We start from the raw sequence: 26,385 nt of genomic DNA, 5'->3' as shown, positions 1-26,385 counted from the left end.
ATAGTTATTCAATAGTCAAAATGTCAACTACATATGAAAAATGTAGTGATCAATTTTCGAATTGAAGACTATTTTCGGCCTAATTGATTACTCTTTCGTCGCTTGTTTCAACATGCTGGAAACCGCGCTTGCGATCTGAAATGCCAGATACGGAGGCACTGCATTGCCCACCTGATGGTACTGAGCCGTTCTGCCCCCATGGAAGAAATAGTTGTCAGGGAACGTCTGCAATCTGGCTGCCTCTCGGACCGTCAAGGATCGACACTGTGTAGGGTCAGGATGAATGAAATAGTGCCCATCCTTTGAAATATGACTCGTCACCGTGGTCGAAGGGCGGCTACCTACCTGAGTTCGGAAACGGTCAGCAAAGTGCCCTGTTTCACGGTTCTTATGATCAGGTTGCAGAAAATCAGGGAACTCTGACAATTTCGGAGCCTTCTTATGCTCCTCTGCAAAGATGGAAGAGAACAAGTAACGCCCGAGATCGCCGGGGATGTGCCCCCTGGTTTCATGATGAAGGACGGCCTCCAGTTTTTCGTCCAACAGCCATTCTTCCAGATCCTTCGGAAGCTGATGACCATCAGAGTATTCTCGCGCTAGCCGCTCCGTCGGAAGCTCATTGCTTACGGCAATCCGGCGAGCACGTTTCCGAATCTCTTCCGGCACACCCTCCGCATTCGAAATCTTCGTCGCCTGATCTCGAATTGAATCGGTCCAAGCTTCCAGTTGATCTTCTCGGCTCAGTCCACTCCGCACTCGTGGAATCCCGGAGAGTGCCTCTTTAACCATTACCTTCAGGTCTCTGCGAACAAGAAGGGGATCCTCCCCGAGGTCCAACTTATCAGCAATGTCCTTTCGAAAGCCGACCACGATCACTCGGTGCCTTGCTTGCGGCACACCGTGATCTTCGGCGCGGAGAATGAAATCTCGGGCTGGAGGATGTCCCAACCCGAGATGAGGAGGAGCAGCGAGGGGAACAAGTGTGTAACCTTTCCCAGCACAGGCAAGATCATCAAGAACCCGGTGGAAGATGCCGCCACCATCCACCTTGCTCGACAACATACCCTTTACGTTTTCCATGACGAAAGCAGCTGGCTCAAGGCGTTTCAAGATGTCCACGTATTCCTCATAGAGATAATGTCGGTGGTCTTGTTCTAGAACATAGTCTTCTTTGCCCTTGTTTCGCGATCTCCCGGCGAGCGAGTATGCTTGGCAAGGAGGCCCACCGATCAGAATGGTGTTCCTGTCATAGTCGACCCGTACCTCGTCAAGAACCTCGGCAATTTCGTCGAACACACCGGGTTCCCCCAGAACGAGCTGCCGAACTTCCTGGACTGCGCAGTTCCATTCGTCCGGATAGAGCTCCAACCAGTTCGGGAACTCTGCGCCATTATTCAGAGCCTCGTAATACTCGGCAGGAAATTCGTCTCCAAAACGACGCAGGAAAGAACGCAGACGCAAGGTCTGCACGGCATTGGTCTCCATCTCCACTGAAAGGTGGATTTTCATGCTGACCTCACCGTTGCGACCAGCCTGAGAAAACCCTTCCCCAAGCCCTCCCGGGCCCGCAAACAGGTCGATTATTGCGAATTCACTGCTCATATACATCCCTTCATTGTATTATTCTTTTATCTTCAAGAGCATGATGTGCGCCAGGGCAAACCTGTCACGGCGAGAATGGGATTACATGGCAGACATAGTCACACCCGAAGTGCGCTCCAGGATGATGTCGCGCATTCGTGGTCGAAATACCAGGCCGGAGGTAGTTCTGCGGAAGGCCCTTCATCGGAGAGGATTTCGATTTCGGCTGAATGCCAAAAAGTTGCCTGGTTCACCGGACATCGTGCTGCCGAGGTGGAAAACCGTTCTGTTTGTTCATGGTTGCTACTGGCACCGCCACCCAGAGTGCCGGAAAGCCACAACTCCTTCCAGCAACGTCGAATTCTGGACAAAAAAATTTCGCCAGAATGTGGAAAGAGATGCGCGCAACATCCGCGACCTTCAGGAGGCCGGATGGCGTGTGGGTGTCGTCTGGGAGTGTGCCATAGGCCGCAAGCCACCGCCCCACTTGCTCCAAGAACTTGAGGAGTTCATTGTGCTTGGGCAGTCTGACCATAGAGAATTTGACTGAAACAAAACGGGTATCCGTAGTTCATGGTCGGCTTTAGGCAGAGTCGTAGTTCCACGGCATTGCCGTATAGCAGGGGCACTACCGAAGCAGCGGCCAAGTTCATCCTCAACAAAAAGAAAAGCAATCACAAATTACCAACCTAAACAGATGTACAAACTCATGAAATCATTCACAAATTACGTACATCCAACAAAACTTACCTGCTCTCCCGCTAGAGCCTCAGTTGGCCCTACTCCAATTCGCTCCCATGCTCCACGTCGCCCCAGTGCTTGTTTGGCGGCAGTTTCGAAGCCCTTCGCTGGATGTTTTCGATCCGCACCGGCTTGAAGTCCCACTGGTCGACGCCGACATTGATGCTGTTTCTCGAGCCTTTCCACTGATCATGAACATGACCAAATAACTGCAACGCGCCGCGGCGGGCTCTGTTCCAGGTGATCATGGGGTAGTGGCATAGGGTCAGCATCTGGCCGCTGTCTTCGATCTCGGCCATGTACTCCACAGTGTGCCAAGGTAACGACACAATCGCTTCATCGTCGTGATTTCCAATGATCAGGCGCTTGCGACCGGGAAGAGCGTGAAACCAAGCCGACAACTGGCTTTCATCATCCGACTTGGCAAAGGCGAGGTCACCCAGGATCCAAAGATCATCCTCGGGCGAAATCAAGTTTTGGAAATTGCCTATGATCTGCGCATTCATCTCGGCAACCGACCCAAAGGGCCGATTGCAGAACTCGATAATGCGGTTGTGGCCGAAATGAAGGTCAGCCGAATACCAGATTGCCATAATTTTCCTTCGGGCCTGTTCGTAATATGTTGGCGTAAATCACCCTTGGTTTCGTCTGCTCAAAGCATACAGGTGGAGCATGCCGAGGCACAATATATAGTGTTTTGCGTCAACGGTGAGGCCGCCTTCAAGAACGCCTCCGAAATGGCTATTGATTTTAAACGACTTTTTCATCGATTTACTCACAAGAGCCTGTGAGTTTCGATGATTGCAGCGCTAACAGCGACTTGAGACAATGACTCACAACCTCTTGTTACGGCACCTAACACCTTCTTGAGAGTCTTTGTGTCACGGCTTCTTGCCTTCTATCACTCTGTTTTAGCTGCAATTTTTTACTTGCCAGAGATTCTCGGCTCTGAGTACGAATGTAATCGCAGGTGATTCGCATTGGTTGCCGAAATACGTGAGATAACCACGAGATGATACTAGATTTAGAACTCCACGAGGATGTCCGTTATCAGCTCAAAAAGCGGGGAGTGACGCTGTCGCAGATCGCTCGGGAGCTCGGAAAATCACCCAGTACCATCACAGCCGTGAGCCAGGGGCGCGTTAAATCACACATGGTTCAAGAAGCGATTTGCAGACATTTGGGCAAATCTCATCCTTCAGAAATTTGGCCAGATCGTTACCCTGTAAGGCTCGATAACGAGGAGGGCCAGAAAATGTAGCTCTTGAGGGAAAAAGAAAAAAGGTTCGAAAGTTGCACCTTCCGAACCCTCTAACTTCAGGCATCAAGGACACCGTCTATCTAAGGACTTGATGCCCCAACACAGAGAAAAAGTCAAGCGATTGGCGAGCAATCTGGCTCGCCAGCGCAGAAAGTCTTTATCAACTGAAAGGGGTCCATCATGGCCACCCTGAAACGCGCAATCTGCGCGAACAATATCGCTAACGCAAATTCAGATACACGACACAATGCTTCCGCCAAAAGGGTGGGCACGCCGTCCGATGACACTACCAACGGCTTCGTGTTGCCAATTCCGTCACAAACCTCCCGCAAGATCAGCTGGCGGTCTCGCGGCAGCTGTCGTGGAACCGCCGTTCTCCGGCTCAATGGTAGCCAGCAGATTGTCGTCTACGAAAGCCTGCTCGAGCTCATGTGCATCTTGCTCATCACTACGCGGGTGGATGTTTTGGCGGTATGGGATCAGCCGCCTGCCATTCGATATCGGCGTCCAGACGGAATTCCCCACGAACACACATTCGATTATCTGATCGAGTTGGAAACCGGACTCCGATACGCCGTTGCTATCAAGCCAAAGGCAATGATCGCAAAGCGACAATTTGATATCGAACTTGGCTACGTGGCTGCAGCGATGCCAGAGAACTTTGCCGATGATGTCATCTTGTTGAGCGAAGGGGATTTCACGCGGGCTCAGGCCCTCAATGCCCAACGTTATCATGAGTTTGCAAAGTCGCCTGATATCGAAGCCGATGAGAAAATCATGAACGTCGCCTCGCAAGCGCGTGAACCGCGCACCCTTGCCGACCTGATCGAACTGAGCGGCTTGGCTGGGCGTGGTTTTAGAGCGGCATTTCGGGCGATCATCGAGGGTCGGTTGAACCAACTCAATCCTGAAAAAATTGGGCTTCAAACACTGGTGTCGGCGGAGGGCTTGGTATGACTTTCCGATACGACCCCACTGATACCTTCATCATCTTTGGTACGAAGCGTCGTTGCACGCATCAAACTGAAGCCGTTTGCGTGTTTGATGCTGAAGATCCAAAACAAGGGCCTTCTATAACCCTAAGCCACAGGGAAATTGGGTTCCTGCGTGGCAGTAACAATTGGCGCTACATCCCTGGTTCTGGAACTCTCGAACGGCTTAGAAGGACTGCAAAAACGGGCATCAAAGGGCTGCGACATGCGCATCCCGACGACCAGGACGCCGCAATCTTCGCGTTCATGGAATGCATGGCCCTCAAAGCCTTTCATGAAGCTGGAACCGTCACGCTCACACCGGCGAGCCTCCGAAAACACTGGCCGCAAATACTTCAGGAGTTTTCCGCTCAGGAAGCCGTGCGCAACCTGGGCGACGGGCCCCGTCGCGGGGGAAGCAAGCTTCCTCAACAAAGACGTCCACATTCACCGGAAACCCTGCTCAGGCTGTATCGAAAGCTTCGCAAGGGCAATTACGATCCAAGTTCGCTGTTGCCGCGATACAGAAAGCAGCGGGTCGGTGGAAAGACGTTCTGCGCGGAAACCGAGGACTTCATCAGAGACCACATCAAGGCGTCCATCAACAGGGAAGGTCTCGGCGCGTCAGAAATTGCCCAAGATACGCGCAAGGCTTTGATCCAGGAAAACCAACGACGTGCCGAAAACGGAGAACGTCTTCTCGGCGTCCCAAGCGAACGCACGATAGAGCGTCGGATAGAGCTGCTGGATCCGTTCGAGGTAGCCGTGCTGAGACACGGTGTGGACAAGGCACGGATGGAATTTGCGACGCCTTCCGGCGGCCTTGACGTCCTCTATCCGCTTGAGCGGGTGGAAATCGACGAGTGGGAAGGTGATGTTCGGACCTTGTTCAAACAGCTTGGCATCCTGAACGAGTTGCCGATCGACATGCGTGAGCAGGTGCCTTCCGGTCGCCGGTATGTCTACGCTGCCATCGATTGTGCCACACGATGCATGGTCGGCCTCGTGGTGTGTGCGACACCGAACGCGGACGCCGCGCGTCGTGTCATTGGGCAGATTCTGAAAGACAAGACAGAGATTGCTAGGGCTGCAGGTGCCGAGGGGTCGTGGGAGTTTTTCGGCACCCCACATCTTATCTGTACAGACACCGGCTCCGCGTTTCGGGCCAACATGTTCGTTGTTGCGGTCAACACGCTCGGATCGATCATGCTGTTCCCGCCAGTCAAGATACCGGAGCTGAGGAGCCGGGTTGAACGCTTGTTCGGCACCATGGCGCGGCAGATCATGCCGCGCCTTCCCGGTCGAACATTCGACAGCCCGAAAGCCCGAGGTGACTATCTGTCGGAGGAACGCACCGTGCTTTCTGATGAAGACTTGACGCGGATACTCACGATCTGGGCCGTGGACCACTATCACCATCAGCCCCACAGTGGCCTACCTGGCGCGCAATCGCCGGCAAGCCGGTGGCGAGAGTTGGCGGCGAAATACGATGTGACCGAGCCACCGGATCTCAATACGAGGCGGGTCGCGCTTGGATATGAATTTGAGCGCAAGCCTTCCAAGCAGGGCGTTGTTCTGTTCTCGAACTACTACAACTGTCCCGAATTGATCAAATACTGGCGCACAAACAAGGGCAAACCGGTTCAGGTTCGTATCGACCCGGAAAACATTGGAGCGGTTTCAGTGGAAATCGGACGCGAGTGGTTTCAGGCAACTGCATTGAACGGTGAAACACTCGAGAATTTGTCGCTTGCAGAATGGCGGTTGGCAATGCGCGAACTTCGCCAGCGATACGCCGGTGAAGCCCTTGTCACCCTCCCACAGCGCGACCGCGCGATTGAGAAAATCAAGAACATCGTCGGGGAGGCCTGCGAGCGTGCCGGGCTGATCGACCCGGGTTACTCGGCTGAACACCTTGAATATCTCGAGAAAAATCTCTGCGCGGGTCTCCTGTTCGATCACCCGAGCGAACCGCCTGTATCGGATGAGGACGTGCCCTTCGGTCGCAAGATCACGCCCAGCACATCAGTTCAGGGGCGGCCTCTTAGCGGCAAAACCGACAACACACCCGATACCGACAACGGAGAACCGGATTGGAAACTGGAGGACTAACCATGAACGATATCCAACGCCTTTCCCCCGAAATTCAAACGCAACTCACGCGCTTGAGAAGTCGCTTCGTGCCGCGCCAGTGCTATCAGAAATTCGCAGATGCCGTTAGTAATCTCGAGGACCGCCGCAGAGCCGAAATCGCGGAGGGCCTGCATCCGGAGGCCCGAGGGATTGCCGTCATCGGCAATTCCGGCTCTGGCAAATCCACCGGGATCAACCACTTCTTCCGGAAGCACGATACATTGTCGTTGTTATCCGAATATCGTGAGACCGCGGATGTCGCAAGCTTCCTGGTACCGTCACCTGCGACGCTCAAAGGAGTGGGAATTTCCTGTTTGAGCGGTCTGGGTTATCCGCTCATGCGGGATAGGACTGCCGGGATCATTTGGGAGCTCGTACAAACGCATTTGCGAGAGCTTCAGGTTATGTTTCTCCATCTGGACGAAGCCCAGGACCTGATGGGTTCACAAAGCGAGCGCGAGATGCTTGCCGTGGTCAACACGCTGAAATCGGTGATGCAAAATCGGCGCTGGCCGGTCAGTATAATCCTCAGCGGCCTTCCTGATCTTCGAACACTGTTAAATCTCGATCCGCAACTCGGGCGCCGATTTACGCCGGTCAGTTTCAGCCAACTTGATGAAATCCATGACGGGCGGAACGTTCGTGCATTGCTTGGACAATATGCTGTGGCCATCAGCCTTGAACTTGCCCCGGAACTGCAAGAGGACGATTTCATCGCGCGCCTCATCCACTCCGCCGCAAGCGAATTCGGCATCCTGATCGAGATAGTTATCGGCGCAATCGAGATATGCCTTCGGCGACAGGAAACAGTCTTGGCAATGCCACGCTTTGTTGCAGAGTATCTCCGGCGCACCGGGTGTGCAAACGATCCGAATCCCTTTGTTCGTCAAGATTACACGGCGCTCAATCCGAGGCTGCTGCTGCCGAAGAATGAGGATGTGTCTCCTTCGATCCCACCTCGCCGGAAAAAAGGACGAAAGCAATGACACGCTTACGGCTCACAGTCTCTCCCCTTGCGGGAGAGACATTCCAATCCATCATAACGCGGATCGCTGCTCGAAACGGCGCCAGTTTCGCTCAGGATTTCTGCGCGGATATGGCATTGACCTGGCGCGAGATCACTCGCGGAAACCCTGCAGCGGTCAGGTCATTGGCGATATTGGCCAATATTCCGATGGAAAAAATGGAGCGCTTCGCTGTGCGTAGCCTTAGCCACCATGAGCACTCGATCAATGGCGAGTATCTGACGTCTGCTACCCTGCCGCGCCGCGAACTCACGGTTTGTCCTCTCTGCCTTGAAGAAGATGTCAAGAAAAGGGGTGCGCTGGCGCGATACTGCCGGGTTGAATGGTTGGTCGGGTGCTACCGAAACTGCCATATCCACCACATTCCGATGCTCACTCTGCCAGATGCCGAGTATCCTCGATGTCAGCACGATTTCTATCAGCGCGTCGAAGATCACTGGCGCGTCATTGTGAGGTCTGCGAGCGCCACTGTGTCGGTAAAACATGGCGTTGAACTCGAAAAATACTTGGCAAAGCGTCTGCGTGGTAAAAAGACAAACAAATGGTGTGACCAACTCGATTTGGACCTCATTTGCCGCCTTTGTGAATGGATCGGCATTGTTCTCACATTGGGTGCGAAGGCATGCCCAACCGATTTAGAAGCAGGCCAAATGTCGCGAGCGGCCTCTGCCGGTTTTGATGCATTGTCCAGTGGCCCTCAAACGCTCGAAACCGCGTTTCGTGCCATTCGGGATGCATCAACCAGCACTAATCCTGGGTTTCAGGCCGACTTTGGAGTGCTTTCGCGACGTTTGGAACGCGTTGATCATGATGACCCTAGATACGCTCGGTTTCTGGATCTGCTGACGGGATTCGCCTTTGCCAACTACCCCTACGACAAAAGGGATGCCCTCTTCGGCAGATACTGCAAAAGAAGGCAAATTCATTGCGTTAATACAGCGGCGAAGAAACATGGAATGAACGGTACCAGAACGGCGCGGTTGGCAGTTGCGCTTGGGTTGGGGACAATCAAACAAGGACAACGCATTCGATTTTCAGCACCAGAGTACGACCCTATCTTTGCTGAGTTCTCGGAGTGCATTCCACCGCAGCAAGCTGCAGTTCGTCTTGGGGCCTGGAAAGGCAGAATTCCGTCTCTCGCCGCGTCTGGAATGCTCCTGCCGCGGTTCAACTTTCCAGAAATGGTACCTGTATATCATCCTGACGACATCGACGCATTTCTCAAAACAATCGAGCGGCATGCTATTGAAGTAAGTGAGGTGCCTCGTGGGTACATTGCTCTGACCACGCTGGGGAAACATGCGAAGTGCCAGCTGGAAACCATAATAAAAGTTGCCCAGGAAGGCCGATTGGAGACCCTTTGCAAGCTGAAATGTGCTAACGGCCTTCAAGCCCTATACGCTGACCTTGAAGACCTGCGTGATCAGATTCAGAAGCCTGCTCCGGACGCCTTCACCAAGCGCGACCTTCAGCAAGTTCTCCGCGTCAACAGTTCTACCATTACATTTCTTGTGCAGGAGCGAATACTCCCTGCCACAATCGTTCCTCATCATCGATCTCGCCGACCAGTCGCTCTCATAAGCCATGCGACGGTGGAGAGCTTTTTAGAAACCCACGCCACGCTTGGCATGATGGCGTACGCTGCCAAAACTCAGGCCAAGCATGTTGCGACCAAACTGGAAAAAGCCGGGATAGATCCTCTCCCACTAGGCGCGCGCAATAGCAAAATCTATGTTCGCACGCCCGAGTTGGAATCCATGTTCGACCCGAGAAGTAACGTTGATTCGAACTGTGTGTGTACTATGCCAAATACACGGCGATCTATTCATCCCGAAGCTGGCAACGAATAAGTTTTGCCTATGTTATGAAAGAAATCAGATATGACTGAACACACCTACTTCGGACTTGAGGTCGTCAACGGACGTGGAGTCCGCTCCACAGATATCGCATGTTTACCTTTCGCAGATTTCTGGTCTCAAAGCGTGGTTGGGTCGACACAAGCGTTGGGTCACAGTAATGGCGAATGGCTGGTGTATCTGCATGATTGGGAGAATTTTTGCGAGTTATTTATTAGGACGGGGCAATATAGGGATACTAAAGACGCGGCACACTCCGTGTGGCGTTATTGGGAGGATGACTTCACGCCTAAGACTTATTTCGGGCTCGAAATCATCGAGGGTGGTCTTGTCCGCATAGCCGACATTGCTTGGCTGCCATTCTATGAGTTCTGGCGGGACAGCACTGCACAAGTGGGTAAGGGGCGAACTCGGAATCCACATAGTCAACACATTCCGCTCAGCGAGTGGGAGGGGTTCGCTCGCAGCTTTATAGAGACGGGCCACAATTGATATGCGGGAGCAATAACATACCAGGCCAAAAGCCTAGGCGCCCGCAAGAGACGTTAATGATCCCGCGAATTCACTCATTTCACCCAACCTACCGTGCGCTGGCGCGGTGGCTTCATGTGCCCCACGATTTTTCTTGCTTGGCCTGAAAAACAGCAAACTTCATGTCGAAAAGTGCCAAACCGTTGTCGGAGACAACGCATGATATTGATTGAAATCAATCTGTTATATAAAATACAAGCGACAAACTAGCTGTCGTTTTACAAAGGCTTAGCCAGAGATGGCTGAGCCTTTTGGTTTTTCTGGGCTTCGTAATGTTTCTAGTGTGTCAAACGTTGCGCCGGTGCTGATGCCACGAATGTTCGTTTGTAAACAACGCGCTGATCTGCCGTGACCGAGTTGCGGATGTGCTCAGAGAGCAGCCTCGAAAACCTACAAATGGATGTAATGTTTGGCGCAGTGGGGCCTTTGGTCGCTCCTCAGGCAGGCGCTGACCAACGGAAATTTAAAGAGTTCAGGCAATCTTGTAACAAAGATTGAGGTTTTTTTAGTTATGAGATCGACACGTTCCACAACATCCACCCTTTCCCGTTTGCTATTTATTTCGGTGTGTTCCATCGCGATCATTATTTCGGCCTTTGCCTTTTTCGCGATACAAGACCGGCGCCTGGACACGGCCGCGACCGAGCTTGCGGAATTCGACAAATCCCTGCTCATGCTGGATGCAGAAATGCTGCAGGCGCGCCGTAACGAAAAGGATTTCCTGCTCCGGCGCGATCTCAAATATGCAGAGCGACATCGCGAAACCATGACACGCATATTTTTGTTGCTGGACGACCTTGGGGCAAATGCGACCGAACACAATATGCCAGACGCCAAGGCTATGGTTCAGGGCATTCAAGGCGTCATGCAGGCCTATCAGGACACATTTGAGCGTCAGGTCGGGTACATTCAGACTCTGGGATTAACGCCGAATGATGGGCTGGAGGGCGCGCAACGTGCCGCAGTTCATGGGATCGAAAGCCTGGTAAATGCGCATGGGCAACCGGATGTGGCGGTCAAGATGCTAATGATGCGCCGCCATGAGAAAGATTTCATTCTGCGTCGACAGCAAAAATATTTTGATCGGCTGAATGCCCGCGTCGACGAATTTCGGGCCTTTCCAGAGCAAGCTTTTGGCGGGGCCACGCACGCGACAAAGGCAATGGAACTGATCACGGTGTATCAGGATGCCTTTCTTGCGCTTGCGGAAACCACGATCAAGGAACGCGATAATCGCAAGCGTCTGTCTGCCCTTTATTCCGAGGCCTCACCCTTTGTCGATGACATTCACAATGCTGTGCAATCAGCGTTGGACGGGATGAAGACAACATCAGAAAAATGGCGCCAGGCATTGGTCGCTACGGGTATTGCGGCGGCCATTCTTGGATTGGTTACGCTGGTTTCGTTCACACTGCTAACATCCCGGCGGATATCGCGACCATTGGTGGCTTATTCCCAGGCATTGCTGGCCCTTGCGAAAGGGAAAGTTGTGGAAACGCCCCCCGCCTCGCGTATTACTGAAATGGTCCAGCTTGGCGATGCTCTGGAGCAGTTGCAAAGCAATGAGGCCGAGCGTCGAGAACTCATGACGACAATGGAAGTAACGCAGGAACGTCAGGCGACGGCCACATTCGTCCTCAAGGATGTGTTGGACAAGCTTGCCAAAGGTAACCTGGCGATCCGAATCGACAAGTTTGCCGGTGGTGAACATGCACAACTCAAAACCGACTTTAATGGCGCTGTCGAACAGCTGGAGGCCGCGATTTCCGAGGTGATCGAAGGTGCGAACAGCATTGGTCACCACGCCGATACAGTTTCACGGGCCTCGCAAAGCTTGGCGCGGCGAACTGAAACACAGGCTGCCAGCCTGGAACAGACCGTTGCTGCGGTGGATGAGTTGGCGAGCAATGTCCGGCAATCCGCGGCCAATGCAGAGGAGGTCTATGAACATATCGCCAACGCGCAGGAAAAGGCGCGACAAGGCAATTTGGTGGTCGAGGAAACCATTCAGGCGATGGACCAAATCGATGCATCCTCGAAAAAGGTCACGCAAATCATTGCAACCATCGATGATATCTCGTTTCAGACCAATCTTTTGGCCTTGAACGCCGGCGTCGAAGCGGCCCGCGCAGGCGAAGCGGGGCAGGGGTTTGCCGTGGTGGCGCATGAGGTTCGCATACTTGCGCAGCGCTCGTCAGAGGCTGCGTTGGAGATCAAGAACCTGATCACCGAAAGCTCCCTGCTGGTCGATCGCGGTGTGGATTGCGTCGGAAAAACCGGTGACTCGCTCAGTGATATTGCCGAAACGGTGGATAAGGTACGCAATCTGGCTGGTGAGCTGGCCTCTTCCTCGCAAGAGCAATCGACGGGTCTGTCTGAAATCAACAATGCAATGGGGGAATTGGACAAAATCACCCAGGAAAACGCTGCAATGGTGCAAGAAACCAAAGATGCAAGCGGGTCACTGAGGCACCAAGCGCAGATGATGGAACGCCAGACTTCATTGTTCGAAGTGTCTCAGGCTCATCCCATAGAGTCCGCCGCGCTTGGCGCGGCTTGAGCTTGCATTCGGCGCATAGGTTTTACGCTTGGGGCACAAGATCCGCTTCCCAAGCTCGGATGATGACTGCCGGTCTCGCAGGCCGCGCCGATTGCAGGCTGCCCAAGATCAAGCGTCGGTTTAACCAACCCAAGTCCCCGGCTGGTGCCGTAACCGAAATAACCGACATCGCATACCGTTCCGGTTCGCGGGTTTCATCGACAATGACACGGTTGCGGATCGTAAGCACATCGCCATTGCTGGCCTGCATCTCATAAAGTGCGTCCAATTCCTTGACGCCGTCCGGGCGCAGCACCTGCCGATCAGCGCCGCCTGACAAAACCTGCCCCTGTAACGCGTCGCAGCTCGGCCCTGCGTAAAATTGGCCACCCAAGATAGGCACCATGAAACGCTGTCCAGTCGGGCCGGTACCCAAGTCTTGCCTGGGACCGACATCGACAATGGCTGTCCAAAGCAATCGTGTCGTTGGATTGGTCGGTGGAAATCGGGTCAGGAGGTCGGCGTCATTCATGTCAGTCTCATACACTGTTTCTTTCAGTTGACGTCATGCAGGTTTCTTATCGCTGGCCCGAAAGTCTTATCCATGCCATGCAGAAGGAACGTCGTTGACGCGACAAAAGTGCGATATGAAATACCTATCACTGAGGGAGGTGATTTATTTTTCGATTATCGCATTGACGGGTAGCATTCTGGATCAGATGCGGGTCACCCGCTCATTCGGGAGGAAATTCATGTTCAACTCACTTCGAAATCTGGCTGTGGCCGGAAGCGTGATGGCAATGTCGGCCATCTATGCCAATACGGCACAAGCTGCAGACGAGCTTGTGATATCGTCGGCAACCCCGCCACAACATATTCAGACATTGACCATGGCACGTTTTGCCGAGGCGTTGATGGAGCGGTCCGGCGGCACGTTGAAAGCCAAGGTGTTTGACAGCAGCCAGCTATATAACGCCCGCGATGTCGGCAAAGCCGTTGCCCGAGGAGATGTGGGCATGGCAACGGTACCGTCGCCCTATCTGAGCCGTGTTGAAAGCAATATCAACGTTTTGGACTTGCCGGTTCTTAAAGGCATGACCGCCCAGGAACGCGCGAAAATGCTTGATGGTCCCTTGGGCGACAAACTGAACGAGATGTTGCACGCGAAGATGGGTGTTGTCGTGCCGGGCAACTGGCCAATTCTAGGGCGGGTTTACTACTGGTCGACATCCAAGCCTCTGACAAATTTTGAAGAATTCGTAGGCCTTCAAGTTCGTATTCCAGGTGGTGCAGGCCCTGCTGCGCTGGTCGAGGGTATGGGTGGAGTGCCGGTGGTCATGCCCGGGTCCGATATGCCTTTGGCGCTGCAACAAGGGACCGTTGATGCGACTATGGCGGCGATTGAATCTGTCGTTCAGCAGAAATTGACCGATGTCGGAGTGCGATACGGTTTCTGGGACCAAGGTGTTGTCGGCTTTTTGATCCCGATTGTCAGCCAAGCTTATTGGGACAGCCTGAGCGATGATGAAAAGGCATTGTTCACAGAGGTTTGGAACGATGTCGTGGCGGATCAACGGGTTGCCAACTTGGCAGTCGATGCAGAGATGCGCGCAACGCTCAAGGATTGGGGCGTGACGATTTCCGACGCAGATGATGCTTCATCGGCGGCCATGCGTGAAAAGATGATGCCGCAACAAGAAGCGGTCATTGCCAAGTACAAGCTGGATGCTGATCTGGTGGCCCTTGCGACCGAGGCAGCGGCACAGTGAGTCAGGTTATCGCATTTCTCGATCGCCTGATCGGCTGGATTGCTGCCATCGCGTTGGGCATCACCTTTGTGTTGTTGCTCTATAATGTGGCAACACGATACCTGATACAATTTGGCGTCATTCCTCCTTCGGTCCAGCTGAATTGGGTGTTCGAGATTTGCGTTTTTCTACTGGTCTGGGCGGTACTCCTCGGAGTCGCCCGGATCGAAAGACGCGCACAGCACATTCGGGTGGACTTTCTCTATAACCAGTTCGGCCCCAAAGGGCAGGCGGCGGCCGAGTTGTTCGCGTTGATTTTCGCTGCGGGTGTGGCGGTTTTCTTTATCTATTCGGGAAAGCTGGTCGTTGATGACGCGATCCTGTGGGATGAGCGCAGCGAAACAACTCTGCGGACGCCGTTCTGGATTTTGTACCTCGCACTCAGCGTGTCCTTTACGGTGCACCTGCTTTTTATCCTCGAACGCCTGCGCCTGCTCATCACCACGGGTGAGAGCGCCAAAAACACGCATTTCGATTAGGACCAACCGACATGGAAACCATGATTTTGCTCGCGCTCCTTGCGGCCTTGATCCTTCTTGCCCTGGGCATTCCGATCTACCTAGTTCTGATGGGATTGGCTTCGGCCCTTTTGGTGGCCGAGGGCCGCACGATTGCTGGATTGGGGCAGCATGTGTTGGATCACCTGCAGTCCCCGATCCTGATCTCGGTGCCTTTCTTCATCCTGTCAGCCGTGTTGATGCAAGGTGGAGGATTGGCGCGGGTTCTATTTGATGCGGCTTTGGCATGGATCGGATGGATACGAGGCGGATTGGCGATTGCCGGTGTCGCCGCTACGGCAGTTTTTGCGGCAATCACGGGCTCCTCGGCGGCGACGACCATGGCGATGGGCACTTTGTTGGTGCCCCTGATGGAAGAAAAAGGATACAAGACCTCCTTTGCGATGGGGCTGACCGCTGCCGCAGGGACGCTTGGTATTTTGATACCGCCGTCACTTCCGATGATCCTGTTCGGATTGATCGCAGAGGAATCCATTCCCCGGCTCTTTTTGGGGGGCGTAATTCCCGGTTTGATGCAGGCAGGTTTGTTCGCCGCCTATATCTTTCTTGTCGCGAACAAGGTTGGCGGTAAGGCAGAGCCGCGGGTGTCACGCAAAGAATTCGTGAACACCAATGTCCACGCCTTCCCAGCCTATCTGATCCCGATTGTCGTTCTCGGCGGTATTTACGGTGGGTTTGTGACCCTGACCGAAGCTGCGGTTTTGGGGGTTCTGTGTGCGCTTATCGCTGTGCTGTTCATTTACCGCTCGGCACGGTTGCGCGACATTCCTGGAATGCTGACGCAGGCGGTGGACCGGACCTCGGTTATCGTTTTGATCATCATGGGCGCGACGCTTGTCTCAGCCTGGATCATCAAATCTGGCGTGCCTCAGTCCTTTGCCGCCTCTATTGTGGAAAGCGATATGAAGCCTTGGCAATTCCTGCTTATCATGAACGGGTGCTTGTTGGTTTTGGGCATGTTTCTGGAAGGAGTTGCGATCATTTTGATCGTGTTGCCGGTGGTCTTTGTGGTCGTACGCCAGCTTGGCATTGATATGACCCATTTTGCGGTTGTTATGGTCATCAATATCGAACTGGCTTTGTTATCGCCGCCGATTGGATTGAACCTGTTTGTCATGTCGAATGTGGCCGGGCGACCCGTGCTCGAAGTGCTGCGCGGCACGATCCCTTTCTTCTTGATCATGCTTGGGCTTTTGATGGCGGTGACGTTCTTCCCTGCCCTATCCACATGGTTGCCTAATCTGGTATTGGGAAGCTGATTCTTCCTGTCTTTCCAAAGGACCACCCATGACTCAAGCCCCCGTTCTGATCGCAGGAGGCGGGATTGGCGGCCTGTCTCTGGCGCTGACCCTGCACCAGATTGGCGTCGATTGTATCGTTTTCGAAAGCGTGCGCGCGTTGAAGCCGTTGGGTGTCGGCATCAATTTGCAACCCAATGCGGTGCGTGAATTGTTCGATCTCGGCTTTACGGCTGAAGAGTTGGACCGCTTTGGCACTCCGGCCAAGGAGTGGGCTTTGGTCGGGCAAAAAGGGCAAGAGATTTATTCCGAACCGCGCGGGACCCTGGCCGGGTATAAGTGGCCGCAATACGCTGTGCATCGCGGCACATTTCACATGGCGCTTTACCATCGTTTCGTGGAGCTGGCCGGGGCCAAGGCGGTGCGGACGGGGTGTCGTGCCACGGCGTATGAAAAGAATGACGACGGGACTGTCACCTTGGTTCTTCAGGGGCCGGATGGCGAGCTGCGCGAAACGGGGAGTCTGCTGATCGGCGCGGACGGCATTCATTCTGCGATCCGAGCGCAAATGCACCCGGAACAACCGCCAATCCACTGGGGTGGCGCGGTGATGTGGCGGGGCACGACCTTGGCCAAGCCTGTCCGCACCGGCTCTTCGTTTATTGGTCTTGGGACCCATGCGCATCGTATGGTGATCTATCCCATTTCTAAACCGGATCCCGAGAGTGGGCTGGCCATGGTCAACTGGATTGCCGAAGTCACATATGATGATCCGTCAGCGCATGAGACCATGGGTTGGTTCCGCCAGGTTAAGATTGATGACTTCATTCATCATTTCCAGGACTGGACCTATGATTGGCTCGACGTCCCTGCGCTGATCCGAGGTGCTGACGCGGCATATGAAAACCCGATGATTGATCGTGATCCTGTGCCGACATGGGTGGACGGGCCTGTCGCTTTGATGGGGGATGCGGCCCATGCGATGTATCCAACCGGATCTAACGGGGCCAGTCAGGCGATCATCGATGCGCGCACGATTGGGGCTAAGATGTTGAAACACGGCGTCACATCGGATGCATTACATGCCTATAACGATGAGCTTTGCGCACCGGTATCGGACCTGATTTTGCGCAACCGAGGGGCGGGGCCTTTCGGTTTGTTGAACTTGGTCAACGACCGGTGTGGCGGAGAGTTTGACCAGATCGATGATGTCATACCCGAACAGGAACGTCGGGATTTCATGGGCAAATACCAGGCTGCGGCTGGTTTTGCGCGAGACACTTTGAACAAGGCTCCAAGAACCATCGCAGCTGGGGCCCGTGTCTGAGCCTAGGCTCAGACCTTCATTTGATCGCTGATCGTAGTCAGCCCGTGATCGTGCAGAAACCGAAGAACGTCTGCGTTGAAAACATCGGGTTTGGCCTGCGCCACAGAATGCCCACTGCTTTCGACCAGGCGTTTGCGGGCTTGTGGCATCGATGCGGTGACTTTGTCGAAGATGACCCGGTGGACTGGAGCGGTCTCCTTGCCGCTAACCAGCAGGATCGGCATCTTCATGGCACCCAGAACCTCTGGGGGGATGAGTGGGAATTCGTCGCGGGACAGCGACAAACTGCGTGCGGCGCGTGCATTCAGCATGCGCCTTTCCATGACATGTGCGGGAACCTCTTCGGGGGCCACTCCGACAATCCCGGCCGTCAGGATACGGACACCCATTTCATCATCGCCCTGTTCAAAGGCGGCGCGAGCAGGGTCATCGGCATTTGCCAGAAAGGCGCGGGCGATTTCTCCGCCGTCCTCTGTCATAAAGGCATAGCGCATCATCGGGGCCTCGACGGATACGAGACCAGACACGCGGTCCGGGTATTTGGCGGCCATGGCCAGCGCTGTAAACCCGCCGTAAGAGCTGCCAACCAAAATGGCTTTGTCGATTGACAGGGTATCCATCAGGCCTTTCAGGTCTTCGGCGTCGACAAGCGCACTGTGGTCTCGCGACACAAGTGGGTTGGGGTTTGGATGGCTGTAGCGGCGGCTATAGGCGACACAATCAAACCGGTCCCTAAAGCTGTCCCATTGCGGTGCCCAAGAGCGCCAGTCGCCCATGGCACCATGAATGAAAATGACAGTTGGCCCCGTTCCTTCCCGAACATAATGCAGCACGGTTCCATCCGAGAGTGTCGCCGCTTCTGGTACGTGGTCAAGAAAGGTCAAGGCCGCATCCTTTTGTGAGGTCAATGACGCAGGGCCGAGCGGTCTTGCCCGGTCTGCGCAAGATCAAGCTATCAAAGCCAGCAATAGGCAGATAATAATTGGTGGGCCGTAGAGATAAGAAAGTGCGATACCATGCCGCCCAGTGCGAATACGTTGCTGAACAGATTTGTCGTCAAAGCCAAGTTCCGCCACATGCAGGTGCTGATTAAATTGGCCGAGGTCGGAAGCATGCGCAAAACGGCCGAAGCGGTGAACATGACACAACCGGCGATTTCCCAATTGGTGCAGGAGCTGGAAAAGCTCTTGGAAACCGATCTTTTCTTTCGCCACGCCAAGGGCGTCGAACCGACCGAGGCGACGATGGAGCTTTTGCCTGTCGCTCATCGCATTCTGGGTGCCTTGGAAGATGGGGCAGAGAATGTGGCAAGCCGGTTGCAGCAGCAGAGCGGTGTCGTACGTGTATCCGCAAGCCCGGCGGCTTTGGGCGGATTGATCCAAGGCAAGCTTGACCGTTTTGCAACCCGCTATCCTGATATCCAGGTCCATATTTCTCAGGTTAGCGATACAGATCCCTTGGGTCAGATCGTTGATCGTTCCGTGGATGTTGTGTGTACGCGCGAACCCGCTGTTGTTCCGGCAGGTTGGCGGTTTCACAAATGTCTCGATGACGGTTTGATTGCCGTATGTGGCCGGTCGCATCCGCTCGCCAAACGTTCCAAGATCAGCAATGCCGATTTGGCAGAGGCGAAATGGTTGCTGAACCGGGTTGGATCAGTCGCGCGGGCGCGGTTTGAAGAAATTGCACAGGCCCATGGCTGGCCACGCGAAAGCCGCTGCCAAATGATCATGCACATCCCTGAATTGACCAAGGAAATGCTGGCAACTGGCAAGTATCTTGCCATTTTGCCGCGCAGTGTGGCGATGCCTTGGTTGGATGTCGGGGATGTCATCGAAATGGAGACTGAGATCAGCGCACCATTGCGCCCCTTAGGATTGCTTTGGGAACAGGACAAAGCGGGGTCTGCAACTGCGGCTTTGGTGTCTCATCTAAAGGCCACCTGAGCCGCAGATTATTGGGTTGCGCGTCAGTCCTGCGACGGAGCCGGATGCGATTGTTTCTGGAAAAAGAAACATAGGGCGGCAACGCCAATGCCAATCCCGTCTGAGAGCCAACCGCCAGCGATCATGCTCAACCCGCCAAGGGCCAGCAACCCGCGCAAGACCATGTTTGCATGGCCCAGGAACCAGCCTTGGACTGCACATGACAGTAAATAGACGCCGATCACGGCTGTCACGGCGACATGCAGGATCTCGTGCCAGGCCCCGTCCAAAAGCATCGCGGGCGAAAAGAAGAACATGTAAGGCACGACAAAGGCAGCAAGGCCAATGCGGAAGCTTTCGACCGAAGTGCGCACCGGGTCCGACCCGGCAAGAGCTGAGCCTGCATAGGCCGCCAAAGCCACCGGGGGTGTGATGGCGGACATAACGGCAAAGTAGAAGATGAACAAATGCGCCACCAAAGGCTCGACACCCAGGTTGATCACGCCCGGCGCGATCACGCTTGCGGCAACGGCATAAGCCGCTGTTGTTGGCATGCCCATGCCAAGAATGATCGACACCACCATGGCAAAGAAAAGCGCAAAGATCTGGCTTTGATCGGCGAGGCTCAGCAGCACGGTGGAAAAGCGCGCGCCAATACCTGTCAGGGCGATTACACCAACGATAATTCCGGCCGTGGCGCAGACGGCCACCAGTTGCAGCACCATGCGCGCGCCTTGATCCAGCGCGTGAAACAGCCGCGCAGGGCCCATGGCATGCGGGGTGAACCATGACACAACCGCCGCCGCCATCATGGCATATGTTCCGCAGCGAATGACGGAATACCCCGCAAATAGCGCACCGATCAGAACCAGGATCGGCGAGAACAAATAGACCTGTTTGATCAGCACATTGAGTTTGGGCAGTTGGTCCCGTGGCAAGCCCTTCATATCGGCCTTTTGCGCAGCAAGATCGACCATGAAATAGACTGAAATGAAGTAGATAACAGCCGGGATGATGGCTGCGTAAACGATCTCCATATAGGAGATGCCCGTGATCTCAGCCATGATAAAGGCCCCGGCCCCCATAATCGGTGGCATGATCTGCCCACCGGTCGATGCGGCCGCTTCGACCGAGGCTGAGGTTTGCGGTTTATAGCCTACTTTTTTCATCATCGGGATGGTGAGCGAGCCAGTTGCGACGACATTGCCGGCTGAGGTGCCGTTGATCATCCCCATCAAGCCAGATGCGAAAATGGCCACCTTTGCAGGTCCGCCACGCTTGTGACCCGCCGCCGCAAAGGCCAGGTTCACGAAATATTCCCCAACCCGTGTGGTCTGCAAGAACGCTGCGAAGACCACAAAGAGGATGATATAGGTCGACGAGATGGCGATTGGTGCAGACAGGATGCCATTGTCAGTAAAGATGTAGGAAAAGAACCTTTTGGCGTCGTATCCGCGATGCTGAAAGATACCGGGCAACCAAGGGCCAAGAAACGCATAGGCCACGAAAATGCCGACAATGATCACCAGTGCCATACCCGCAAGCCGCCTTGTCAGTTCAATAATAAGCATGACCCCAGTGATCGACGCCCACATGTCGCCCGGCAAAGCCATTGGCATGCCCGCACGCAATTGAAGCTGGCGCGCAAAGAAGATGATGTAACCAATGGCAGCAATGGTTGCGATGGCCAAGAGAACGTCTCCCGCATCAAAGCGGGCCCGGTTGCGATCAGGGAAAAGCCACCCATTCAGGATGGCCAGGCCAGTCCCTAATGCCAAAGGCAGGCCAAAGCTTTGCATTGCCCAAGCAGGTGGGAGCCGTTCGCCGAGAATTGTGCCATTGATCCAGATCGCCGCGACACCTGCAAAGCCGTACAGGATCCCGGCACCAGCAAGGGCCAAAAGAGCCATCGATAGAGGTGACCGTTTCGACATTGCGTCCGAAAAACGGGTCGAACTATATAGCAGGAAACCCAGTGCCAGCCCTCCGCCCACATGCGACAGACGATAGGCCCATGTTTCAAGCGGATAGACGTTCATAACCGCGAGGTGAAAGACTGTGTAACTTGCACACAGGATGGCGATGACCCAGTTCCGGGTGCCGTCAAAATCGCGTTGGTTGGCGGATAGAGGTTCCTCATCCACGTTGGCCCGGGCGGTTTCCTGTTCGATCAGCGACTGATGGTGATTATCTCCCATCACGGTTTCGGGATCCGAAGGCTGGCGCATGGTGTTTTCTTCTTATTGAGAGAGAGCAGAAGCACGTCGGGCGGGCCTTTTGGCGGCCCGCCCGCAAATTTTCTGGAAGGTTGATTACTTCAAGTTCGCCGGAATCTCGTATCCGTTTTCTTCAAACCATTTCACCGCACCGGGATGGAATGGAATGACCTGGTTCTTGAGCACATTTTCCGCCAGAGTTTCCTTGGCGGCAGCGTGGTTTGTCACCATCCGGTCGTGATTGGTCATGGCCAGCTTGGTAATCTCATAGGCAAGACTTTCCGGCAGGCTTTCATTGGTGATGGCAAAGTTCCACAGCGAGACGGTTTGCAGGGCCTCGGGCTGATCTTCATAAGTGTTGGCAGGGATGGTGAACGGAGCCATGGCTGGAACGATCGTCATCATCTTGCCCAATGTTTCTTCATCCATCGAGATAAAGCGCACATCGTTTTCAACGGCCAATTGGGCATAGGCCCCGGTTGGCAGGCCTGCGGCATAAACAAAGGCGTCAATCAGACCATCCTTGAGCTGACCTGCCGTGTCGGAGCCGCCAGCATTGGAGACTTTGACACCGTCATAGCCATCGGCGTTTTCAAAGAAACGAGTCCAATAGGTGGCAGACGTGCCGCCCGCGGGGCCAACGCCCACGCGCTTACCGGCCATGTCCTGAAATCCGGTGATGTCGGACGATGCCAGCACTGCGGCCTGCAACGGAGTCTGATACATCGGGAAGAGCGCGCGCACTTTTTCATGCGGAACGCCCGGCATCAAAGGGCTTTCGCCTTTGCGCGCCTCGTCCGCTGGGCCGAGTGTGACAAAGCCTAGCTGATGTTCACCGGTTTCAACCAGGGTCACGTTTTGTACCGGCCCACCGGTAATTTCCGCACCGGCGTTGATACCGAGAGCTTCGGTGATCATGGCACCAAAGCCCGATCCGTATCCAAAATAGGTGCCACCCTGCGAGCCGGTTCCAATGGTGATGCTGTCGGGCCAGCCATCGCGGTCTTGCGCCATTGCCGGGGCGGCCAGAGCCAGACACATCGTTGCTGCTGCAATCTTGGTGAATTTCATGGGTTTCCTCCTCCACTATTGGGTCATCATCCGCAGATGCGGTGTGGTCCCTCTGGCCAGAGAATGACCATGCCAAAGGTGTTTCCCAACGGGAGCAAGATTATATTCACAAATGATATAAAATCAGGCGGTCGCCTCAAGTGTCTCTAGATGGCGGTCAAGCAGATCGAGAAACGCATCTCGAACAGGATCGCGGGTGCCACGAGTCCAGGCCGCCGCAAGGATCAGCTTAGATCGTGTTGCGCCAACGGGTAGATCCAGCGGAACAAAGCGAACACCGGACACCTGAAACCGCGCGGTCCAACGCGGCACAATGGCCAGCCCGGTTCCCTCAGCTACCAAATTGACAATGGTTTGTTTTTCGTCAGCGACCTGGGCCACCCGAGCGGTTAACCCAGCGTCGAGAAACAGTTTAATCGTCAGGTCGTGACTGTGGGGGCGGGACCTGCGGTCGGGGACGATCAGTGGTTCCTCAGCCAAATCCGCAATAGAAATCAGAGAGCTGTCAGCCAAAGGGTGATCGTGGCGCAAAGCGACAACAGCCGTTTCAAAGAACAAGGTCCTGAACTGAATCCTGGGGTCGCGTTGGTCTGGTGGGCGACAAAAGGCAATATCCAAACCGCCGCTTAGCAATCGGGGCAGAAGACGAATGGTCTTCTGCTCGATAATTTGAACGGCTATCTCAGGCGCTTCTTCCCGCAGAATGGCAAGGAATTGCGGCACGAGACCGGCTGCCGCACTGTCGATGGCCCCCACTCGCAAAACCCGATTTTCCGACCCGCGCATGTCCCGCACGCGGCTTTCAAACGCTTCGGTCTGCGTGACCAGGGCGCGGGCATCCTCAAGCAAGGACGTGCCGATTTCCGTCAGAGCGACTGAACGGGTGGTGCGTTGAAACAAGCGCACATCAAGGTTGTCCTCTAGCTGTTTGATATGCCGGCCCAGCGAGGCAGGCAGCATATCCAAGGACTGTGCCGCACGGCCAAAATGCAGGGTTTCCGCCGCAGCGATAAAGCATTTGAGTTGATTAATATCCAAGGCGAACACCAAAATTATTGCTGATCCGTATATAATCAACAAGAAGTTGGCTTGGCCAGAACTTCCCGATAGCGTCCTTGGACAAAGACGCGGAAACGTCCGGATGCACGCCAACCGAAACGTGCCCAAGGCGTGGAATGCCACAACCCCATCTAAGGCAAGACGGACATGAAAACCTACAAGATCGCAGCCATTCCCGCCGACGGTATCGGCCCTGAAGTTATTGCAGCGGGTCTTCAGGCTCTTGAAGCTTTGGCGCGTCGGGATGGCGGGTTTGAATTGGACGTAACCGAATTTGACTGGGGGTCTGAGCGCTATAAACGCACTGGTGCGCTGATGCCGGAGGATGGCAAAGAGCAGCTCAAGAATTTTGATGCGATTTTCTTTGGGGCTGTTGGGGCACCCGACGTGCCTGACCATGTAACGCTTTGGGGGCTTCGCCTGCCGATCTGTCAGGGCTTTGACCAATACGCCAATGTCCGTCCAACACGCATACTGCCGGGCATTACCTCTCCGCTTGCGGGGGTCGGGCCCGACGATCTGGATTGGGTTATCGTGCGGGAAAACTCCGAAGGGGAGTATTCTGGTGTTGGCGGTCGTGCGCATCGTGGCCAAGCCGAAGAAGTCGCAACCGAAGTTTCGATTTTCACTCGGGTCGGTGTCGAGCGGATTATGCGCTATGCGTTTAAGCTGGCGCAATCACGTCCACGCAAGTTCCTGACAGTCGTGACCAAATCCAACGCTCAACGGCATGGGATGGTCATGTGGGATGAAATCGCAGCTGAAGTCGCCAAGGATTTCCCGGATGTGACCTGGGACAAGATGCTGGTCGATGCGATGACCGTGCGCATGGTCAAAGATCCGGCCTCTTTGGATACGATCGTTGCCACGAATCTGCATGCCGATATCCTGTCGGACTTGGCTGGGGCTCTTGCCGGTTCGTTGGGTGTCGCGCCCACTGGAAACATCGATCCAGAGCGGCGGAACCCGTCGATGTTCGAGCCCATCCACGGCTCGGCGTTTGATATTACCGGCAAGGGCATCGCCAACCCGGTCGCGACCTTCTGGACGGCCAGCCAGATGCTGGAACATCTTGGGGAAATGGATGCGGCCAAGCGGCTCATGCGCGCAGTTGATAAAGTGTGCTCTGACGGAGTGTTGACGCCGGATGTGGGCGGCACTGCCACAACCAAAGATGTGACCGAAGCTGTGTGCCAGGCGATACGGGGCGAAAATATTTAAGCTCTTTCCACGCTTGGGCGGCAGCGATACATTTTGGCCTAGATGGGGAAGGCGACGGCATCGTCGCCTCCTAACTTTTTAACTCAGGCGTAGCGGCTGGCTTCGAGACCGTCGAATGAAATGTCGGGCTCTTTTTCGGCCACCAGATCGGCAACGGCGCGGCCTGACCCGCAGGCCATGGTCCAACCAAGTGTGCCATGGCCGGTGTTCAAAAACAGGTTGTTAAACTTTGTCCGACCCAGAATTGGCGTTCCATCCGGGGTCATCGGGCGAAGCCCTGTCCAGCCTTCGATCTTGGATTGATCGCCGCCCTTCGGGAAAAGGTCGTTTACGACATGCCGAACAGCGTCGGTGGCGTGTTTCCCCAAAGACTTGTTATACCCAATGATTTCAGCCTGACCGGCCACCCGGATGCGATCCCCCAGGCGGGTGAGGGCAACCTTAAAGCTTTCATCCATGATCGTGGATTGAGGGGCCGCATCGCCGTCCATAACCGGCAGTGTGATCGAGTATCCTTTGACCGGATAGATCGGCAGGCGAATGCCAAGTTTTCTTAGCAAAACCGCAGAGAATGGACCAAGGCAGCAGACAAACTTGTCTCCCTCAACCTCGCCATTCTCTGTCATAACGGCCGAAATGCCCGACGCCTCATGCCGCAGTCCCTTGATGGTTTCGTTATAACGGAACTGAACGCCGAGCTTTTCAGCTTCGCTTGCCAGGGCTGTGGTGAACTTGCGGCAATCGCCAGTGCGGTCTGAGGTCAGTTGCAGCCCGCCGACGAATTTTTCGGACACATGCTTTAATCCGGGTTCAGCGTCGATGCACCCCTCGCGATCCAGAACCCGAAAGGGCGAACCGAATTCTTCGAGGATTTCCTGATCGACTTTTGAACTGATGACCTGCTTTTCGCTGCGAAACAGCTGGAGCGTACCCAGTTCGCGCTGGTCGAACTGGATTGGAACCTCGGCCATCAAATCGGTCAGTGCTTCGCGGCTATAGCCGGAAATACGGACCATGCGGCTTTTGTTGATCCGATAGGAGGCTTCGTTGCAATTCCGGAGCATTTGCAGGCCCCAGGACCACATGGTCGTGCTGAGCAATGGCCAGATCGTGAGCGGGCGATACCGCATCAACATCCATTTCAGGGCTTTCTTTGGAATGCCGGGCGCGGCCCAGGGAGAGGACATTCCGTAAGAAAGTTCGCCGGCATTGGCAAAGCTGGTTTCCAGCCCTGCCTCGCGTTGGCGGTCAATCACGACAACCTCAGCCCCTTGCTTGGCAAGGTAGTAGGCTGTCGTAACACCGATGACACCGGCACCCAGAATGATGACTTTCATTGATTTGGCTTTCTTGCGTGGTCGCTA

Annotated in this window: 22 protein-coding genes; 14 read left to right on the top strand and 8 right to left on the bottom strand. The window is 54.7% G+C overall.

Annotated elements, in window-relative coordinates; genetic code table 11:
* Nucleotides 1-87: 87 nt before the first annotated feature.
* Nucleotides 88-1,602: a DNA cytosine methyltransferase gene (locus CLV87_RS06870; RefSeq protein ID WP_099244657.1), complete on the bottom strand. Its 1,515-nt coding sequence runs from the start codon at nt 1,600-1,602 to the stop codon at nt 88-90.
* A gap of 40 nt (nt 1,603-1,642) precedes the next feature.
* Here CLV87_RS06870 and CLV87_RS06865 point away from each other — a divergent pair, with 40 nt between their 5' ends.
* Nucleotides 1,643-2,131: a very short patch repair endonuclease gene (locus tag CLV87_RS06865; RefSeq protein WP_328591542.1), complete on the top strand. Its 489-nt coding sequence runs from the start codon at nt 1,643-1,645 to the stop codon at nt 2,129-2,131.
* Nucleotides 2,132-2,360: 229 nt separating this feature from the next.
* Here the strand turns inward: CLV87_RS06865 and CLV87_RS06860 are convergent, their stop codons facing one another.
* Nucleotides 2,361-2,915: a metallophosphoesterase gene (locus CLV87_RS06860; RefSeq protein ID WP_099242510.1), complete on the bottom strand. Its 555-nt coding sequence runs from the start codon at nt 2,913-2,915 to the stop codon at nt 2,361-2,363.
* Between the two features lie 419 nt (nt 2,916-3,334).
* Here CLV87_RS06860 and CLV87_RS24350 point away from each other — a divergent pair, with 419 nt between their 5' ends.
* The 7 genes from CLV87_RS24350 to CLV87_RS06825 all read left to right on the top strand — a co-directional run bounded on the left by CLV87_RS24350 (nt 3,335) and on the right by CLV87_RS06825 (nt 12,659).
* Nucleotides 3,335-3,583, top strand: coding sequence for a helix-turn-helix domain-containing protein (locus tag CLV87_RS24350; RefSeq protein WP_099242512.1), 249 nt, complete (start codon nt 3,335-3,337; stop codon nt 3,581-3,583).
* 180 nt (nt 3,584-3,763) lie between these two features.
* Complete coding sequence (locus tag CLV87_RS06850) at nt 3,764-4,540, top strand: hypothetical protein (RefSeq protein WP_099242514.1); 777 nt, start codon at nt 3,764-3,766, stop codon at nt 4,538-4,540.
* Nucleotides 4,537-6,666: a Mu transposase C-terminal domain-containing protein gene (locus tag CLV87_RS06845; protein WP_099242516.1), complete on the top strand. Its 2,130-nt coding sequence runs from the start codon at nt 4,537-4,539 to the stop codon at nt 6,664-6,666. Before CLV87_RS06850 ends, CLV87_RS06845 begins: the two co-directional genes overlap by 4 nt.
* Nucleotides 6,667-6,668: 2 nt before the next feature.
* Entirely contained in the window at nt 6,669-7,673 is a 1,005-nt protein-coding gene (locus CLV87_RS06840) for a TniB family NTP-binding protein (RefSeq protein ID WP_099242518.1), read from the top strand.
* Nucleotides 7,670-9,562, top strand: coding sequence for a TniQ family protein (locus CLV87_RS06835; protein ID WP_099242520.1), 1,893 nt, complete (start codon nt 7,670-7,672; stop codon nt 9,560-9,562). The genes CLV87_RS06840 and CLV87_RS06835 overlap by 4 nt, the downstream gene beginning before the upstream one ends.
* Nucleotides 9,563-9,592: 30 nt before the next feature.
* Nucleotides 9,593-10,060, top strand: a complete 468-nt coding sequence (locus CLV87_RS06830) for a hypothetical protein (protein WP_099242521.1) — start codon at nt 9,593-9,595, stop codon at nt 10,058-10,060.
* 550 nt (nt 10,061-10,610) lie between these two features.
* Nucleotides 10,611-12,659: a methyl-accepting chemotaxis protein gene (locus CLV87_RS06825; RefSeq protein ID WP_099242523.1), complete on the top strand. Its 2,049-nt coding sequence runs from the start codon at nt 10,611-10,613 to the stop codon at nt 12,657-12,659.
* A gap of 22 nt (nt 12,660-12,681) precedes the next feature.
* Here CLV87_RS06825 and CLV87_RS06820 read toward each other — a convergent pair whose 3' ends face one another.
* Nucleotides 12,682-13,170 (bottom strand): DUF3237 domain-containing protein, encoded by a 489-nt coding sequence (locus tag CLV87_RS06820; protein WP_099242525.1) that lies wholly within the window; start codon nt 13,168-13,170, stop codon nt 12,682-12,684.
* A gap of 220 nt (nt 13,171-13,390) precedes the next feature.
* Here CLV87_RS06820 and dctP point away from each other — a divergent pair, with 220 nt between their 5' ends.
* From dctP to CLV87_RS06800, 4 genes are read left to right on the top strand one after another with little or no spacing between them, the layout of a single operon-like run.
* Nucleotides 13,391-14,407 (top strand): TRAP transporter substrate-binding protein DctP, encoded by a 1,017-nt coding sequence (gene dctP, locus CLV87_RS06815; protein ID WP_166652686.1) that lies wholly within the window; start codon nt 13,391-13,393, stop codon nt 14,405-14,407.
* Nucleotides 14,404-14,925 (top strand): TRAP transporter small permease, encoded by a 522-nt coding sequence (locus CLV87_RS06810; protein WP_099242529.1) that lies wholly within the window; start codon nt 14,404-14,406, stop codon nt 14,923-14,925. Before dctP ends, CLV87_RS06810 begins: the two co-directional genes overlap by 4 nt.
* Before the next feature lie 11 nt (nt 14,926-14,936).
* On the top strand, nt 14,937-16,223 hold the full coding sequence (locus CLV87_RS06805; RefSeq protein ID WP_099242531.1) for a TRAP transporter large permease: 1,287 nt from the start codon (nt 14,937-14,939) through the stop codon (nt 16,221-16,223).
* Nucleotides 16,224-16,251: 28 nt separating this feature from the next.
* Entirely contained in the window at nt 16,252-17,529 is a 1,278-nt protein-coding gene (locus CLV87_RS06800; protein ID WP_099242533.1) for a flavin-dependent oxidoreductase, read from the top strand.
* 8 nt (nt 17,530-17,537) lie between these two features.
* Here CLV87_RS06800 and CLV87_RS06795 read toward each other — a convergent pair whose 3' ends face one another.
* A complete protein-coding gene (locus CLV87_RS06795; RefSeq protein ID WP_133840713.1) occupies nt 17,538-18,413 on the bottom strand; it encodes an alpha/beta fold hydrolase in 876 nt (291 codons plus the stop codon).
* A 132-nt stretch (nt 18,414-18,545) separates the two neighbouring features.
* Between CLV87_RS06795 and CLV87_RS06790 the strand changes: the two genes are divergently transcribed.
* Nucleotides 18,546-19,475 carry a LysR family transcriptional regulator gene (locus tag CLV87_RS06790; protein ID WP_099242537.1) on the top strand — a complete coding sequence of 310 codons (930 nt, stop codon included), beginning with the start codon at nt 18,546-18,548 and terminating at the stop codon, nt 19,473-19,475.
* A gap of 23 nt (nt 19,476-19,498) precedes the next feature.
* Here the strand turns inward: CLV87_RS06790 and CLV87_RS06785 are convergent, their stop codons facing one another.
* The 3 genes from CLV87_RS06785 to CLV87_RS06775 all read right to left on the bottom strand — a co-directional run bounded on the left by CLV87_RS06785 (nt 19,499) and on the right by CLV87_RS06775 (nt 23,779).
* Entirely contained in the window at nt 19,499-21,682 is a 2,184-nt protein-coding gene (locus CLV87_RS06785) for a TRAP transporter permease (protein WP_099242538.1), read from the bottom strand.
* 84 nt (nt 21,683-21,766) lie between these two features.
* On the bottom strand, nt 21,767-22,741 hold the full coding sequence (locus CLV87_RS06780; protein ID WP_099242540.1) for a TAXI family TRAP transporter solute-binding subunit: 975 nt from the start codon (nt 22,739-22,741) through the stop codon (nt 21,767-21,769).
* A gap of 123 nt (nt 22,742-22,864) precedes the next feature.
* Nucleotides 22,865-23,779, bottom strand: coding sequence for a LysR family transcriptional regulator (locus CLV87_RS06775; protein ID WP_099244661.1), 915 nt, complete (start codon nt 23,777-23,779; stop codon nt 22,865-22,867).
* Between the two features lie 168 nt (nt 23,780-23,947).
* On the opposite strand from CLV87_RS06775, the gene CLV87_RS06770 reads away from it, so the two are divergent.
* A complete protein-coding gene (locus tag CLV87_RS06770; protein ID WP_099242542.1) occupies nt 23,948-25,021 on the top strand; it encodes a tartrate dehydrogenase in 1,074 nt (357 codons plus the stop codon).
* Nucleotides 25,022-25,104: 83 nt separating this feature from the next.
* On the opposite strand, the gene CLV87_RS06765 is transcribed toward CLV87_RS06770, so the two are convergent.
* Complete coding sequence (locus tag CLV87_RS06765; RefSeq protein WP_099242544.1) at nt 25,105-26,358, bottom strand: D-amino acid dehydrogenase; 1,254 nt, start codon at nt 26,356-26,358, stop codon at nt 25,105-25,107.
* Nucleotides 26,359-26,385: the final 27 nt, after the last annotated feature.

The organism is Pelagimonas phthalicica (assembly GCF_004364805.1).
GTDB lineage: Bacteria > Pseudomonadota > Alphaproteobacteria > Rhodobacterales > Rhodobacteraceae > Pelagimonas > Pelagimonas phthalicica.
This window is presented reverse-complemented; position numbering and strand designations above follow the sequence as displayed.

Excerpts from the sequence above, each read along its gene's own strand:
- CLV87_RS06870 (WP_099244657.1), bottom strand. The coding sequence starts at position 1,602 with ATGAGCAGTGAATTCGCAATAATCGACCTGTTTGCGGGCCCGGGAGGG.
- CLV87_RS06865 (WP_328591542.1), top strand. The coding sequence starts at position 1,643 with ATGATGTGCGCCAGGGCAAACCTGTCACGGCGAGAATGGGATTACATG.
- CLV87_RS06860 (WP_099242510.1), bottom strand. The coding sequence starts at position 2,915 with ATGGCAATCTGGTATTCGGCTGACCTTCATTTCGGCCACAACCGCATT.
- CLV87_RS24350 (WP_099242512.1), top strand. The coding sequence starts at position 3,335 with ATGATACTAGATTTAGAACTCCACGAGGATGTCCGTTATCAGCTCAAA.
- CLV87_RS06850 (WP_099242514.1), top strand. The coding sequence starts at position 3,764 with ATGGCCACCCTGAAACGCGCAATCTGCGCGAACAATATCGCTAACGCA.
- CLV87_RS06845 (WP_099242516.1), top strand. The coding sequence starts at position 4,537 with ATGACTTTCCGATACGACCCCACTGATACCTTCATCATCTTTGGTACG.
- CLV87_RS06840 (WP_099242518.1), top strand. The coding sequence starts at position 6,669 with ATGAACGATATCCAACGCCTTTCCCCCGAAATTCAAACGCAACTCACG.
- CLV87_RS06835 (WP_099242520.1), top strand. The coding sequence starts at position 7,670 with ATGACACGCTTACGGCTCACAGTCTCTCCCCTTGCGGGAGAGACATTC.
- CLV87_RS06830 (WP_099242521.1), top strand. The coding sequence starts at position 9,593 with ATGACTGAACACACCTACTTCGGACTTGAGGTCGTCAACGGACGTGGA.
- CLV87_RS06825 (WP_099242523.1), top strand. The coding sequence starts at position 10,611 with ATGAGATCGACACGTTCCACAACATCCACCCTTTCCCGTTTGCTATTT.
- CLV87_RS06820 (WP_099242525.1), bottom strand. The coding sequence starts at position 13,170 with ATGAATGACGCCGACCTCCTGACCCGATTTCCACCGACCAATCCAACG.
- dctP (WP_166652686.1), top strand. The coding sequence starts at position 13,391 with ATGTTCAACTCACTTCGAAATCTGGCTGTGGCCGGAAGCGTGATGGCA.
- CLV87_RS06805 (WP_099242531.1), top strand. The coding sequence starts at position 14,937 with ATGGAAACCATGATTTTGCTCGCGCTCCTTGCGGCCTTGATCCTTCTT.
- CLV87_RS06800 (WP_099242533.1), top strand. The coding sequence starts at position 16,252 with ATGACTCAAGCCCCCGTTCTGATCGCAGGAGGCGGGATTGGCGGCCTG.
- CLV87_RS06790 (WP_099242537.1), top strand. The coding sequence starts at position 18,546 with ATGCCGCCCAGTGCGAATACGTTGCTGAACAGATTTGTCGTCAAAGCC.
- CLV87_RS06785 (WP_099242538.1), bottom strand. The coding sequence starts at position 21,682 with ATGCGCCAGCCTTCGGATCCCGAAACCGTGATGGGAGATAATCACCAT.
- CLV87_RS06780 (WP_099242540.1), bottom strand. The coding sequence starts at position 22,741 with ATGAAATTCACCAAGATTGCAGCAGCAACGATGTGTCTGGCTCTGGCC.
- CLV87_RS06770 (WP_099242542.1), top strand. The coding sequence starts at position 23,948 with ATGAAAACCTACAAGATCGCAGCCATTCCCGCCGACGGTATCGGCCCT.
- CLV87_RS06765 (WP_099242544.1), bottom strand. The coding sequence starts at position 26,358 with ATGAAAGTCATCATTCTGGGTGCCGGTGTCATCGGTGTTACGACAGCC.